The organism is Streptomyces sp. x-19, from assembly GCF_046549115.1.
Lineage (GTDB): Bacteria > Actinomycetota > Actinomycetes > Streptomycetales > Streptomycetaceae > Streptomyces > Streptomyces albulus_C.
This window is the reverse complement of sequence record NZ_JAJPWK010000027.1, coordinates 69,798-83,028: the sequence shown is the minus strand read 5'-3', so window position 1 is coordinate 83,028 and position 13,231 is coordinate 69,798. Positions and strand designations below refer to the sequence as shown.

The following is a 13,231-nucleotide window of genomic DNA, read 5'->3' as shown; positions in this document are numbered from 1 at the left end:
CGCCAGGGCTCGCAACCGGGTGCGAGCGGCGCGGCACGCGGTCCGCACGGCACCGTCCGCACGGCACCCTCCGCGCCCCGCACCGACGGGCCGACGGGCCGACGGCGCTCAGCCCGCGACCGCCGCCGTCACCGCTCGTCCTCGATGCGGCGGTTGCGGCCCGCCAGCACGCCCACCGCGATCTGCGGCACCATCAACCCGATCATCAGCGCGATCGGCAGTCCCCAGCCACCGCTGTGCTGGTAGAGCGTGCCGACCAGCAGCGGCCCGGGGATGGAGATCAGATAGCCGACGCTCTGCGCGAAGGCGGACAGCTTGACCACGCCGGCGGCGCTCACGGAGCGCATCCCGATCATCGTCAGGGCAAGCGGGAAGGCACAGTTGGAGATGCCCATCAGCAGCGCCCACACCCAGGCCCCGCCGGCCGGCGCCAACCCCAGGCCGGTGTAGCCGGCCAGCCCGCAGACGCCCAGGACGACCACCAGCGGCCCCTGGTGCCGCATCCGGGCCGCCAGCCGCGGCAGCACGAACGAGAGCGGCACGCCGACGGCCATGGTGACGGCCAGCAGCACCCCCGCGGTGCCCGCCGAGACCCCGGCGTCGCGGAAGATCTGCGGCATCCACCCCATGGTGATGTAGGCGGCGGTCGCCTGGAGGCCGAAGAAGACCGCCAGCGCCCAGGCGGTCGGCGACGAGGTGATCCGTATGGGGGTTTCCGCGGTCGCCGGGGTGCCGCCCGCCGGTGCCGAGGGTGATCCGGCCGGCCGGCGCCGCAGCACCACCACCAGCCACGGCACCACCGCGAGCACGGCGAGCAGCGCCCACACGGCCAGTCCGGTGCGCCAACTGCCGCCGAGCCCAGCGGTCATGGGGACGGTGAGCGCCGCCGCGAGGGAGGTCCCCAGGGCGAGCGCCATCGAGTAGAGCCCGGTCATCGGCCCGACCCGCTCGGGGAACCAGGTCTTGATGACCACCGGCAGCAGCACGTTGCTGACCGCGATGCCGGCCAGCGCCAGCGCGCTGCCGGCCAGGAAGCCGGGCGTACCGCCGGCGTACGGGCGCACCACGACGCCCACCGCGATCGCCACCATCCCGGCGCAGACGATCGCGCCGGGCCCCCAGCGCCGGGCCAGCCGGGGCGCGGCGAAGCCGAAGACGGCGAAGCACAGGGCCGGCACGGAGGTCAGCAGACCGGCGACGGTGCCGCTCATGCCGAGTCCGTCGCGGACCTCCTTCAGGAGCGCGCCGAGGCTGGTGATCGCCGGCCGGAGGTTGAGGGCCGCGAGGACGAGACCGGCGATCACGATCCCGGGCAGCCAGCGCGGTGCCGAGCCGCGTTCCGGGACGCCCTCGGGTGTGGCGGAGGGCCGCGCCGCTCCGGCGTCGGCGGGCGGGGATGCGGGGGTCCGGGGCTCGGCGGCCGGGCCGAGGGTCGCGAGGTCTTCGTCTGCCATAGGGGTCATCATAGAATCATGGGATGAATAGTTGTCCAGCGGCAGTCGGTAGCCTCGGCCCACCCGCACGGCGCCACGGACCCCGACGGACCGCCGTCCGCGCCGCCGCCGTCCACCCGGCCCACCGGCCCCAGCACCCCGGAGCCCAGCCATGCCCTTGACCTCGCCCCGCCGGTCCGCGCTGGCCGACCAGGTGATCGCGCAGCTGCGTGCCCAGATCACGTCCGGCGACTGGCCGGTGGGGTCCCGCATCCCGACCGAGCCGGAACTCGTCGAGCAGCTCGGGGTGGCGCGCAACACCGTCCGCGAGGCGGTCCGGGCCCTGGCGCACAACGGGCTCCTCGACATCCGGCAGGGTTCGGGCACCTACGTGGTCGCCACCAGCGAACTGGCCGGGGTGATGAACCGCCGGTTCGCCGACGCCGACCCCCGGCACGTCGCGGAACTGCGCTCCGCGCTGGAGACCGAGGCCGCCCGGCTCGCCGCGCACCGCCGCACCGAACAGGACCTGCGCCAGCTCGACGCCCTCCTGGAGCGCCGCGAACGGGCCTGGGAATCGGGCGCCGCGGAGGCGTTCGTGGAGGCGGACGCGACGCTGCACATGGCGGTCGTGGCGGCCTCGCACAACGACGTGCTGGCCGACATCTACGCCGACCTCGGGGGCGTGCTGCGCGAGTTCCTGCGCGCCGACGTCGGCGAAGTGCTGCGCCCCGAGGCGCACATGGACCACGCACGGCTGGTGGCGGCGATCCGCGCCGGGGACGGCGAACGCGCCGCCGCCGAAGCCAGCGCCCACCCCTTCGGCTGCCGGCTGGGCGCCGGGCCCCTAGGGGCGGTCGAACAGGTCCCGTAGGGGACGGGAGCGCCCCCTGCGGGGCCACAACGTGGCGGGGGTGGGGGGTATTCCGGAGCGATGCCGGACGTCCCGGACGCACGGACGCTCCGACGCACGGACACCCCGAGGGCGCCGCACACCTCGGGGACGCCGGATGTCCCGGGGACGCCGGACACCTCGGACGCGCGCCCCCAAACGCGTACTGCCCGCCCCGGCGGACCGGGGCGGGCAGTACGGGAGTTCGGCGGTACGGGGTGCTGCCGGCGCGTCAGGCGCCCATCATGTGCACGCCGCCGTCGACGTGGATGATCTCGCCGGTGGTCTTCGGGAAGAAGTCCGACAGCAGGGCGACGACGCCGCGGCCCGCGGGCTCGGGGTCGGCCATGTCCCACTGGAGCGGGGAACGGCTGTCCCACACCTTGGCCAGGTCCGAGAAGCCCGGGATGGACTTGGCGGCCATCGAGCCGATCGGGCCCGCCGAGATGAGGTTGCAGCGGACGTTGCGCTCGCCGAGGTCCCGCGCCATGTAGCGGTTGGTGGCCTCCAGGGCGGCCTTGGCCGGGCCCATCCAGTCGTACTGCGGCCAGGCGAACTGCGCGTCGAAGGTCAGGCCGACCACCGAGCCGCCCTCCTCCGGCATCAGCGGCAGGCACGCCATGGTCAGGGACTTCAGGGAGAACGCCGAGACGTGCATGGCCGTGGCGACCGACTCGAACGGCGTGTTGAGGAAGTTGCCGCCGAGCGCGTCCTGCGGGGCGAAGCCGATGGAGTGGACGATGCCGTCCAGCCCGCCGAGCTCCTCGCGGACCAGGCCCTCAAGGCGGGCCAGGTGCTCGTCGTTGGTGACGTCCAGCTCGACGACCTTGGCCGGCTTGGGCAGCTTCTTGGCGATGCGCTCGGTGAGGGTGGGCCGCGGGAAGGCGGTCAGGATGACCTCGGCGCCCTGCTCCTGCGCGACCTTGGCCGCGTGGAAGGCGATCGAGGACTCCATCAGCACACCCGTGATCAGGATGCGCTTGCCGGCGAGGATTCCAGTGGTGTTCGTCATCGTGCTCAGTGCCCCATGCCCAATCCGCCGTCGACGGGAATGACGGCTCCGGTGATGTACGCGGCCTCGTCGGAGGCCAGGAAGCGGACCGAGGCGGCGACCTCCTCGGGCTGCGCGTAACGCGCCAGCGGCACCTGCTTCACGATGTTCTCCCGCTGCTCGTCGCTGAGCGCCCGGGTCATGTCGGTGTCGACGAAACCGGGGGCGACGACGTTCACGGTGATGTTGCGGCTGCCCAGCTCACGGGCGAGCGAGCGGGAGAAGCCGACCAGCGCGGCCTTGGACGCCGCGTAGTTCGCCTGCCCCGGCGCGCCCATCAGGCCGACCACCGAGGAGATCAGGACGATCCGGCCCTTGCGGGCGCGCAGCATGGCCCGGTTGGCGCGCTTGACCACCCGGAACGTGCCGGTGAGGTTGGTGTCGAGGACCGTGCTGAAGTCCTCCTCGGACATCCGCATCAGCAGCTGGTCCCGCGTGATGCCGGCGTTGGCCACCAGCACCTCGACCGGACCCTGCTTCTCCTCGATCTCCTTGTACGCCTGCTCGACCTGCTCAGCGTCCGTGATGTCGCACTTCACGGCCAAAAAGCCCGCCGGGGGCTCGCCCGAGCGGTAGGTGATGGCGACCTTGTCGCCTGCCTCGGCGAAGGCACGGGCAATGGCCAGGCCGATGCCGCGGTTGCCTCCGGTGACCAGAACCGAGCGGCTCAAGAGATCACCCTTTCCGTTTTCTGTCCGTCTTGCGTTCGGTACGAAACTATCGGTCGGGCGGCCCGTACGGAGAATCGAGCCCACACAGGGGCGCGCCCCCGTTCACTGTCGGGTCTCCACAGAAGCACGGCATGATGCATCCGCCGACTACCGGAGGATGCCGTGCCAGCCGCGCCCCATGACCTTGACGAGACCTTCCGCGCGCTGCCGCTGCGCGCCCTGGCCGACGCCGCACTGGCGCGGGCCCGGGCGCTGGGCGCGGAGCACGCCGACTTCCGCCTGGAGCGGGTGCGCAGCGCGATGTGGCGGCTGCGCGACGCCCGCACGTCGGCCACCTCCGACACCACCGACCTGGGCTACGCGGTGCGCGTGGTGCACAACGGCGCCTGGGGCTTCGCCGCGGGCGTCGACCTGACGATGGACGCCGCGGCGCGGGTGGCCGGGCAGGCGGTGGCGATGGCGAAGCTGTCGTCGACCGTGGCGGAGGCCGCCGGCGGCGGGGCCTCGGGGAGCGGCGGCGACCGGTGGGCGACGGGCGGGCGGGTGGAGCTGGCCGAGGAGCCCGTCCACCCGGACCGCACCTGGGTCTCGGCGTACGACGTCAACCCGTTCGACGTGCCGGACGCGGAGAAGACCGGGCTGCTGGCCGAGTGGAGCGCCCGGCTGCTGGCCGCACCGGGCGTGGCGCACGTCGACGCGCACCTGCTGGCCGCCCAGGAGAACAAGTTCTACGCGGACACCGCGGGGACCAGCACCACCCAGCAGCGGATCCGGCTGCACCCCGAGCTCACCGCGGTCGCGGTGGACCCGGCCACCGGCGACTTCGAGTCGATGCGGACCCTCGCGCCACCGGTCGGCCGCGGCTGGGAGTACCTCACCGACGGCGGCTACGACTGGGACGGTGAACTGGCCGCGATCCCCGGGCACCTCGCCGACAAGCTCCGCGCCCCGAGCGTCGAACCCGGCGCCTACGACCTGGTGATCGACCCGTCCAACCTCTGGCTCACCGTCCACGAGTCGGTGGGGCACGCCACGGAACTGGACCGGGCGCTGGGCTTCGAGGCGGCCTACGCCGGCACGTCCTTCGCGACCTTCGACCAGTTGGGGACGCTCGTCTACGGCTCGCCGTTGATGAACGTCACCGGCGACCGGACCGCCGAGCACGGTCTGGCCACCGTCGGCTACGACGACGAGGGCGTCGCCGCGCAGTCCTGGGACCTGATCACGGACGGCATCCTCACGGGGTACCAACTCGACCGCAGGACCGCGAAGTTGGCGGGCTTCCCGCGCTCCAACGGGTGTGCCTTCGCGGACTCCCCCCATCACGTGCCGGTCCAACGGATGGCCAACGTCTCGCTGCGCCCGGCGCCGGACGGCCCGTCCACGGACGCGCTGATCTCGGGTGTGGAACGCGGCATCTACCTGGTGGGGGACCGTTCGTGGTCCATCGACATGCAGCGTCACAACTTCCAGTTCACCCAGCAGCGGGCCTTCTTGATCCGCAACGGGCGGCTGGCCGGGCAGCTGCGGGACGTCGCCTACCAGGCCACCACCACCGACTTCTGGGGTTCGATGACCGCGCTCGGCGGTCCGCAGACCTACGTACTGGGCGGCGCCTTCAACTGCGGCAAGGCCCAGCCGGGCCAGATCGCGGCGGTCTCCCACGGCTGCCCCTCGGCCGTCTTCGAGGGCGTGAACGTCCTCAACACGACGCAGGAGGCCGGGCGATGAGCGCACGCCACCCCTCGGGCCGGGGCTCCGGGGGCCGTTCCCCGGGCCGGCACACCCTCAACACGACGCAGGAGGCGGGTCGATGAGTCCGCGCGGCACCCGCAGCAACCGGCCGGACGAGATCGTCGAGCGGGCCCTGGAGCTGTCCCGCGCCGACGGTTGCGTGGTCATCGCCGAGGAGCACTCCAGCACCAATCTGCGCTGGGCCGGCAACGCCCTGACCACCAACGGCGCCACCCGCGGCCGGACGGTCACCGTCGTGGCGACCGTGGACGGCGCCCGGGGCACCGCCTCCGGCGTGGTGTCCCGGTCGGCGGTCACCGCGCAGGACCTGGAGCCGCTGGTGCGGGCCGCGGAGGCGGCCGCCCGGGACGCCGGACCGGCCGAGGACGCCCAGGCGCTGGTCGCGGACGGCCGGACGACCGCCGACTTCACCGACCCGCCGGCCGGGACCTCCCCGGACGTCTTCGCCGCGTTCGCACCGGCCCTCGGGGAGTCCTTCCGGCAGGCCCGGGCCGGCGGGCGCGAGCTGTACGGCTTCGCCCAGCACAGCGTGGTCTCGTCGTACCTGGGCAGCTCGACCGGGCTGCGGCTGCGGCACGACCAGCCCACCGGGACGCTGGAGTTGAACGCCAAGTCGCCGGACCGCACCCGGTCGTCCTGGGCCGGCCGGGCCACGCGGGACTTCACCGACGTCGATCCGCGGGCGCTGGACGCCGAACTCGCCCGGCGGCTGGGCTGGGCCGAGCGCCGGATCGAGCTGCCGGCCGGCCGCTACGACACGCTGTTGCCGCCGAGCGCCGTCGCGGACCTGCTGGTGTACCAGCAGTGGTCGGCCACCGCCCGGGACGCCGCGGAGGGCCGGACGGTCTTCTCCAAGGCCGGGGGCGGTGCGGGCACCGCCGGGACCCGGATCGGCGAGCGGGTCGCCGGGCTGCCGCTGACACTGCGCAGCGATCCGACGGCGGCCGGGCTGGAGTGCGCGCCGTTCGTCCTCGCCCACACCTCGGGCGAGGACGCCTCGGTCTTCGACAACGGGCTGCCGCTGGCCGCCACCGACTGGGTGCGCGAGGGGGTGCTCAACCGGCTGGTGGCCACCCGGCACGGTGCGGCGCTGACCGGGCTGCCGGTGGCGCCGGCGGTCGACAACCTCCTGTTGGAGGGCGGCGGTCCACGGGACCTCGACGCGATGGTGGCCGCGGCGGGCCACGACGGGCCGGCGCTGCTGCTGACGTCCCTGTGGTACATCCGGGAGGTCGATCCGGCGACGCTGCTGCTGACCGGGTTGACGCGGGACGGCGTCTACCTGGTGCGGGACGGCGAGGTCGTCGGCGAGGTGAACAACTTCCGGTTCAACGAGTCGCCGGTGGACCTGCTGGGCCGGGCCACGGAGGCCGGCCGCACGGAGCGGACGCTGTCGCGGGAGTGGGGCGACTACTTCCCGCGGACCGCGATGCCGCCGCTGCGGGTGCCGGACTTCCACATGAGTTCGGTCAGCCCGGGCGTGTGAGTCGGCGCCGGGCGGGCGGTGCCAGGGGCCGCCGCCCGGTGCGGGGCGGGCGGCCCGGCACCGGCCGGACCGGCGGATATCGCGGTGAGCGGCGCCGTGCGTGCCTAATAGACTGTCGCCCTGTCCTCCCCTCGGGGAACCACGATCGATCAGGAACGCCATGACACGCCTCGGCGAATCCGTCGCCCGCGCCCGCACGCTGCTCTCCGCCGACCTCTCCTCGGACGACACCGTCCGGGAGCTGCTCCAGGAGACCCGCGAGCGGCGCTATCTCGACCTGACGGACCTGTCGCCCAAGGAGCAGGCCGAGCTCATCGCGTCCCGCACGGTCGAGGTGCTGCCGGGCGTGGAGAAGCTGGCCGAGCGCATCGAGGAGCGTCGGTCGGCCGGCGAGGGTCTGCACATCAAGTTGGGCATCGACCCGACGGCGACCGACGTGCACCTCGGCCACGCGGTGCCGTTGATCATCCTGAGCCGGTTCCAGCGCCTCGGCCACGACGTCACCCTGATCATCGGCGACTTCACCGCCAAGATCGGTGACCCGTCGGGTCGCACGGCGGAGCGGCCGCCGCTGACCGACGCGGACATCGCGCACAACCTCGCCACGTACCGCGAACAGGTGCGTCCGTTCTTCGACTTCGAGAAGGTCAGCTTCCGGCAGAACAGCGAGTGGCTGGCGCCGTACACCTTCCCGGAGCTGCTGGGGCTGCTCGCGCAGGTGCCGGCGTCGCAGCTGCTCCAGCGCGAGGACTTCCGCAACCGGCTGGCGGCCGGCTCGGGTCTGACCATGACCGAGCTGCTGTACCCGATCGCGCAGGGGCTGGACTCGGTGGCGCTGGGCTGCGACGTCGAGCTCGGCGGCTCCGACCAGCTGCTCAACCTCCAGATGGGTCGCAAGCTGATGGAGCTGCGCGGGCAGCGGCCGCAGCTGGTGGTGACCATGCCGCTGATCGAGGGCACGGACGGCAGCGGCGCCAAGATGTCCAAGTCCAAGGGCAATTACGTCGGGCTGAGCTCGCCCGCCGACGACGTCTTCGGCAAGATCATGTCGGTGCCGGACCGCCTGATGGAGCCGTACCTCAAGGCGTGGACCGAGTGGACCGACGAGGAGATCACCCTGGCCCTGGGCCGGGTCGCCGAGCGGTCGATGCACCCGATGGACCTCAAGAAGGTCCTCGCGGGTGAGGTCGTGGCGGCGCTCTACGGGCTGGACGCGGCGATGGCGGCGCGGGCCGGTTTCGTGGCCCAGTTCTCCAAGAAGTCGTTCGCGGACGTGGAGTCGCTGCCGGTCGTGGACGTCGCGGAGCACGGGGAGCTGCCGGTCGCGGCGGTGCTGACGACGGTGCTGGAGTTCACTCCGAGCGCCTCGGCGGCGCGGCGGCTGGCGAAGCAGAACGCGCTGCGGCTGGTGAGCGAGGGCGACTCCGGCCAGTCGACGGTGGTGCTCGCCGAGGCCGACGCGGTGCGGCCGCTGGCCGAGGTCCTGGCGGAGAAGCTGTCCGGCACGGAGGGCGTCGCCTACTTGAAGGCCGGCCGCAAGCTGGCGCAGCTCACCGGGCGCTAGGCCCTCCCGGTCCGTCGTCCGGGGCCGCTCGTCGTGCTCGCAGAGCCCGGCGGGCGGCTACGTCATCCGGGGTACGGGGCGGTCCACCGACGACGTGACCCGGTCTCGTAGGGCCGGGAAGGGCGGCGTACCGTGGGATCTGACCGGAATGCGGGGAGAATCCGGCACGACGGAGCAGGTGGTGGAACGTGATGCGGAAGCACAGCGGTGGCGGCGAGACCTTCCGGATCACGGGAGCGCGCCAGGGGCTGACCGAGGACGTGCGCGGGCGCCAGCGGCGGTACGTGATCTCGATGGCGGTGCGGACCCTGGCGGTGGTGCTCACGGCCGTGCTGTGGAACATCGAGCGACCGATTGCCATTGCAACGCTCGTGATCGGCATGGGGCTTCCGTACGTCGCGGTGGTCATCGCCAACGCCGGTCGGGAGAACGTCCCTTCGCTACCTTCGACGTTCGTCAAGCCCGTACGGCGGGCGCTGCCGGCGGAGCCCGCGGAATCCGTTGCGGAACGTCCGGCGGAGGGGTCTTCGGCGTCGCGCGAGGAGCGGGACTGAGCTTCGCTGGCGGTGCTTGCTCAGCAAAGCTCAAGAAAAGCTCAGATCAATCATGCGGTTCCGCTGCACCACGCACCATTCCCCATGACATACTGCGTACGCGCTCCGCATCCCCCGTCGGAGCGACGGACCGACGCCGGGCGGCTCCCCCCGTGGCTGCCCGGCGTCGTCATGTCCGCAAGGCGCGACGGCCTTGGAGAGCGGCCCCGATGGGGCGCACGGCGGGACGTAGGGTTGAGGCGTGAACTCCCCGAACACTTCAGAGAATTCCCTCATCTGCTCGGCCAAGGGCTGCCGTGCCGACGCGGTGTGGGTGCTGGCCTGGAACAACCCGAAGCTGCACACCCCGGACCGGCGCAAGACGTGGTTGGCGTGTGAGGAGCACCGGGAGCACCTGTCGCAGTTCCTCGCCGTGCGCGGGTTCCTCAAGGACGTGGTGACGCTGGCGGAATGGGAGCGGGTGCGGTCAGCCTCCGATGGCTGACATGGGGCGGTCCGGTTGGAGGAAGGTGGGGTCGTCGAGGCCGGATCCCGCCTTCTTGCCCCACATGGCGAGCTTCCAGAGGCGGGCTATCTCGGCGTCGGGTGCGCCGGAGCGCAGGGCGCCGCGCAGGTCGGACTCCTCGGTGGCGAAGAGGCAGGTGCGGATCTGGCCGTCGGCGGTGAGCCGGGTGCGGTCGCAGGCGCGGCAGAACGGGCGGGTCACCGAGGCGATCACGCCGACGCGGTGCGGGCCGCCGTCGACGATCCAGCGCTCGGCGGGTGCGGAGCCGCGCTCGTCCTGGCCCTCGGGGGTGAGGGTGAAGCGGGTGCGCAGCGAGGTCAGGATGTCGCCGGCGGTGATCATTCCGTCGCGCTTCCAGCCGTGTTGGGCGTCGAGCGGCATCTGCTCGATGAAGCGCAGCTCGTAGCCGTTCTCGACGGCCCAGGCCAGGAGGTCGGGGGCCTCGTCGTCGTTGAGGCCGGGCATCAGGACGGTGTTGACCTTGACCGGGGTGAGACCGGCTGCGCGGGCGGCTTCGAGGCCCTTGAGGACGTCGTCGTGCCGCTTGCGGCGGGTCAGGGCCTGGAAGACGTCGGGCCGGAGGGTGTCGAGGGAGACGTTGACCCGGTCCAGGCCGGCGGCCTGGAGGGCGGCGGCCGTGCGTGCCAGGCCGATGCCGTTGGTGGTCAGTGACATCCGGGGGCGCGGCGCGAGGGCGGCGACCCGCTCGACGATGCCGACCAGGCCGGGGCGGAGCAGGGGCTCGCCGCCGGTGAAGCGGACCTCTTCGACGCCGAGGTCGCGCACGGCGATCTCGATCAGCCGGACGATCTCGTCGTCGGTCAGCAGGTCGGGCTTGGCCAGCCACTGCAGGCCCTCTTCGGGCATGCAGTAGGTGCAGCGCAGGTTGCACCGGTCGGTGAGTGAAACCCGCAGGTCGGTGGCCACGCGGCCGTAGGTGTCGATGAGCATCTGGCCCCCTCCCCGAGTGTCCGGCTCGGTCCGTCGATCAGTACGCCTTCGAGACTACGCGATGGGTACGACGGTGAGGAGACGTGAGAAGCACGAGGTGGGCGGGGTGGCGTCGTAGTTCTCTACGATGCCACCCCACCCGTGCCCTGTACGGACGGCTCAGTGCGCGCCGGTGCCGGTCAGGGAGCGGACTTCCAGTTCGGCGTATTTGGCGGCGTCCGGTGCCTCCCGGGAGAGGAGGGAGCCGAGCCAGCCGAGCAGGAAGCCCAGGGGGATGGAGATCAGGCCCGGATTCTCCAGGGGGAACACCGCGAAGTCGGCGCCGGGGAACATCGAGGTCTCCTTGCCGGAGACGACGGGCGAGAAGAGGACCAGCAGGACGGAGGAGAGCAGGCCGCCGTAGATGGACCAGAGGGCGCCCTGGGTGGTGAAGCGCTTCCAGAAGAGGCTGTAGAGGAGGGTGGGGAGGTTGGCGGAGGCGGCGACCGCGAAGGCGAGCGCCACCAGGCCGGCGACGTTCAGGCTGCGGGCGAAGACGCCGAGGACGATGGCGATCGCGCCGATGCCGACGGTCGCCCAGCGGGCCGCGCCGACCTCTTCCTTCTCGGTGGCCCGCCCCTTGCGCAGGACGTTGACGTAGAGGTCGTGGGCGAAGGAGGAGGACGAGGCGAGGGTGAGGCCGGCGACCACGGCGAGGATGGTGGCGAAGGCGACGGCGGAGATGACGGCGAGCAGGATGGCACCGCCGGTGGAGCCCGCGCCGCCGCCGATCTCCTGGGCGAGCAGCGGGGCGGCGGTGTTGCCCGCCTTGTTGGAGGCGGTGATGGTGGCCGGCTTGAGGAGGGCCGCGGCGCCGAAGCCGAGGGCCAGGGTCATCAGGTAGAAGACGCCGATGATGCCGATCGCCCAGTTCACCGACTTCCGGGCGGCCTTGGCGGTGGGGACCGTGTAGAAGCGGATGAGGATGTGCGGCAGGCCGGCGGTGCCCAGGACGAGGGCGAGGCCGAGCGAGATGAAGTCGATCTTCGAGGTGGCGGTGGCGCCGTACTTGAGGCCGGGTTCCAGGAAGGCGGAGCCCTTGCCGCTGTTCTCGGCGGCGGCGCCGAGCAGTGCGGAGAGGTTGAAGTGGAACCGCCACGCCACCAGGAAGGTGATCAGCAGGGTGCCGGCGATCAGGAGGACGGCCTTGACCATCTGGACCCAGGTGGTGCCCTTCATGCCGCCGATGGTGACGTAGAGGATCATCACGATGCCGACCAGGACGACGACGAGGATCTTGCCCGCTTCGCTGGTGATGCCCAAGAGCAGGGTCACCAGGGCGCCGGCGCCGGCCATCTGGGCCAGCAGGTAGAAGATCGACACGACGATGGTGGAGGTGCCTGCGGCGGTCCGGACGGGGCGTTGGCGCATCCGGTAGGCGAGGACGTCTCCCATGGTGAAGCGGCCGGAGTTGCGCAGGGGTTCGGCGACCAGGAGGAGCGCGACGAGCCAGGCGACGAGGAAGCCGATGGAGTAGAGGAAGCCGTCGTAGCCGAAGAGGGCGATGGCGCCGGCGATGCCGAGGAAGGACGCGGCGGACATGTAGTCGCCGGAGATGGCCAGGCCGTTCTGGAAGCCGCTGAACTGCCGTCCGCCGGCGTAGAAGTCGTCCGCGCCCTTGGTCTGCCGGCCGGCCCAGACGGTGAGGCCGAGGGTGGCGGCGACGAAGACGGCGAAGAGGGTGACGATCAGGGTGCGGTGCTCGCCGGCGCCGCCGGCGGCGAGGTGCTGGGTGAGGTTCATGCGCCGGCCTCCTGCACACCGGTCTGCTCGGGGCCGTCCTTGGGGGCGTCGGCCGCGCGGGCCGGGGCCGGCGGGGTGGCGGCGGTGCCCTCCAGGCGGGCCTTGATGGCCTCGGCCCGGGGGTCGAGCCGGGCGGCGGCGTGCCGGGAGTACCACCAGGCGATCAGGAAGGTGGTGGCGAACTGGGCGATGCCGAGGACGAAGGCGACGTTGAGGTGGCCCGCGACCTTGGTGGCCATGAAGGCGCCCGCGTAGCTCGACAGCAGCACGTAGCCGAGGTACCAGAGGATGAAGGCGAGGGTGAGCGGGAAGGCGAACGAGCGGTGGGCGCTGCGGAGTTCGGCGAACTCCGGGCTCGTCTGGACCTGTCGGTAGTCGGGCGGGTCGTGCTGCCCCGGGTCGGCGTTGGGTGCGGTGATCACGGGTCTCCTGACGCTCGGTGTGCTGGTGCGGGGCCGACGATAAGCCCTGGATAAGTGACGTGGATCACGCATCGTAGGGCGGTCGGACCCGATGCGACAGACGATGGATGGTTGAATTCCTGAAGAAATCGGGGGAATGGGCGCACCGGCCGCCACCGGTCGGGC

Annotated in this window: 11 protein-coding genes and 1 pseudogene; 6 read left to right on the top strand and 6 right to left on the bottom strand. The window is 72.2% G+C overall.

The genetic code is table 11. The annotated features are described in order from the left end of the window. Window positions 1-128 precede the first annotated feature (128 nt). Window positions 129-1,454: a CynX/NimT family MFS transporter gene (locus tag ACLJT4_RS36045; protein ID WP_411129005.1), complete on the bottom strand. Its 1,326-nt coding sequence runs from the start codon at window positions 1,452-1,454 to the stop codon at window positions 129-131. Window positions 1,455-1,605: 151 nt separating this feature from the next. Here ACLJT4_RS36045 and ACLJT4_RS36040 point away from each other — a divergent pair, with 151 nt between their 5' ends. Continuing rightward, window positions 1,606-2,307 carry a FadR/GntR family transcriptional regulator gene (locus tag ACLJT4_RS36040; RefSeq protein WP_016575954.1) on the top strand — a complete coding sequence of 234 codons (702 nt, stop codon included), beginning with the start codon at window positions 1,606-1,608 and terminating at the stop codon, window positions 2,305-2,307. Between the two features lie 250 nt (window positions 2,308-2,557). Here the strand turns inward: ACLJT4_RS36040 and fabI are convergent, their stop codons facing one another. Together fabI and fabG are read right to left on the bottom strand one after the other, a co-directional pair. Continuing rightward, the gene (fabI, locus tag ACLJT4_RS36035; RefSeq protein ID WP_016572662.1) at window positions 2,558-3,337 is read right to left on the bottom strand and encodes an enoyl-ACP reductase FabI; all 780 of its coding nucleotides are present in this window, start codon (window positions 3,335-3,337) and stop codon (window positions 2,558-2,560) included. 5 nt (window positions 3,338-3,342) lie between these two features. After that, a complete protein-coding gene (fabG, locus tag ACLJT4_RS36030; protein WP_411129003.1) occupies window positions 3,343-4,047 on the bottom strand; it encodes a 3-oxoacyl-[acyl-carrier-protein] reductase in 705 nt (234 codons plus the stop codon). 162 nt (window positions 4,048-4,209) lie between these two features. Between fabG and ACLJT4_RS36025 the strand changes: the two genes are divergently transcribed. The 5 genes from ACLJT4_RS36025 (at window position 4,210) to ACLJT4_RS36005 (ending at window position 9,890) form a co-directional block, all read left to right on the top strand. Continuing rightward, window positions 4,210-5,778 carry a TldD/PmbA family protein gene (locus tag ACLJT4_RS36025; protein ID WP_411129001.1) on the top strand — a complete coding sequence of 523 codons (1,569 nt, stop codon included), beginning with the start codon at window positions 4,210-4,212 and terminating at the stop codon, window positions 5,776-5,778. An 82-nt stretch (window positions 5,779-5,860) separates the two neighbouring features. Next, complete coding sequence (locus ACLJT4_RS36020; RefSeq protein ID WP_411128999.1) at window positions 5,861-7,288, top strand: metallopeptidase TldD-related protein; 1,428 nt, start codon at window positions 5,861-5,863, stop codon at window positions 7,286-7,288. Between the two features lie 160 nt (window positions 7,289-7,448). Next, a complete protein-coding gene (gene tyrS, locus ACLJT4_RS36015) occupies window positions 7,449-8,852 on the top strand; it encodes a tyrosine--tRNA ligase (protein WP_411128997.1) in 1,404 nt (467 codons plus the stop codon). Between the two features lie 191 nt (window positions 8,853-9,043). Continuing rightward, complete coding sequence (locus tag ACLJT4_RS36010) at window positions 9,044-9,406, top strand: DUF3099 domain-containing protein (protein WP_411128995.1); 363 nt, start codon at window positions 9,044-9,046, stop codon at window positions 9,404-9,406. Between the two features lie 241 nt (window positions 9,407-9,647). Then, window positions 9,648-9,890 carry a hypothetical protein gene (locus ACLJT4_RS36005; protein WP_055583864.1) on the top strand — a complete coding sequence of 81 codons (243 nt, stop codon included), beginning with the start codon at window positions 9,648-9,650 and terminating at the stop codon, window positions 9,888-9,890. Here ACLJT4_RS36005 and moaA read toward each other — a convergent pair. The 3 genes and pseudogenes from moaA to ACLJT4_RS35990 form a co-directional block, all read right to left on the bottom strand. Continuing rightward, window positions 9,873-10,862: a GTP 3',8-cyclase MoaA gene (gene moaA / locus ACLJT4_RS36000; RefSeq protein ID WP_411128993.1), complete on the bottom strand. Its 990-nt coding sequence runs from the start codon at window positions 10,860-10,862 to the stop codon at window positions 9,873-9,875. The two genes, ACLJT4_RS36005 and moaA, sit on opposite strands and share 18 nt — an antisense overlap. Window positions 10,863-11,021: 159 nt before the next feature. Further along, on the bottom strand, window positions 11,022-12,644 hold the full coding sequence (locus tag ACLJT4_RS35995) for a cation acetate symporter (protein ID WP_016573719.1): 1,623 nt from the start codon (window positions 12,642-12,644) through the stop codon (window positions 11,022-11,024). Between the two features lie 80 nt (window positions 12,645-12,724). After that, a pseudogene (locus tag ACLJT4_RS35990) lies at window positions 12,725-13,066 on the bottom strand (DUF485 domain-containing protein); the annotation flags it as partial. Window positions 13,067-13,231: the final 165 nt, after the last annotated feature.

Coding starts and splice junctions, on each gene's coding strand:
- ACLJT4_RS36040 (WP_016575954.1), top strand. CDS start 1,606: ATGCCCTTGACCTCGCCCCGCCGGTCCGCGCTGGCCGACCAGGTGATC.
- ACLJT4_RS36045 (WP_411129005.1), bottom strand. CDS start 1,454: ATGGCAGACGAAGACCTCGCGACCCTCGGCCCGGCCGCCGAGCCCCGG.
- moaA (WP_411128993.1), bottom strand. CDS start 10,862: ATGCTCATCGACACCTACGGCCGCGTGGCCACCGACCTGCGGGTTTCA.
- ACLJT4_RS36020 (WP_411128999.1), top strand. CDS start 5,861: ATGAGTCCGCGCGGCACCCGCAGCAACCGGCCGGACGAGATCGTCGAG.
- ACLJT4_RS36010 (WP_411128995.1), top strand. CDS start 9,044: ATGCGGAAGCACAGCGGTGGCGGCGAGACCTTCCGGATCACGGGAGCG.
- tyrS (WP_411128997.1), top strand. CDS start 7,449: ATGACACGCCTCGGCGAATCCGTCGCCCGCGCCCGCACGCTGCTCTCC.
- ACLJT4_RS35995 (WP_016573719.1), bottom strand. CDS start 12,644: ATGAACCTCACCCAGCACCTCGCCGCCGGCGGCGCCGGCGAGCACCGC.
- fabI (WP_016572662.1), bottom strand. CDS start 3,337: ATGACGAACACCACTGGAATCCTCGCCGGCAAGCGCATCCTGATCACG.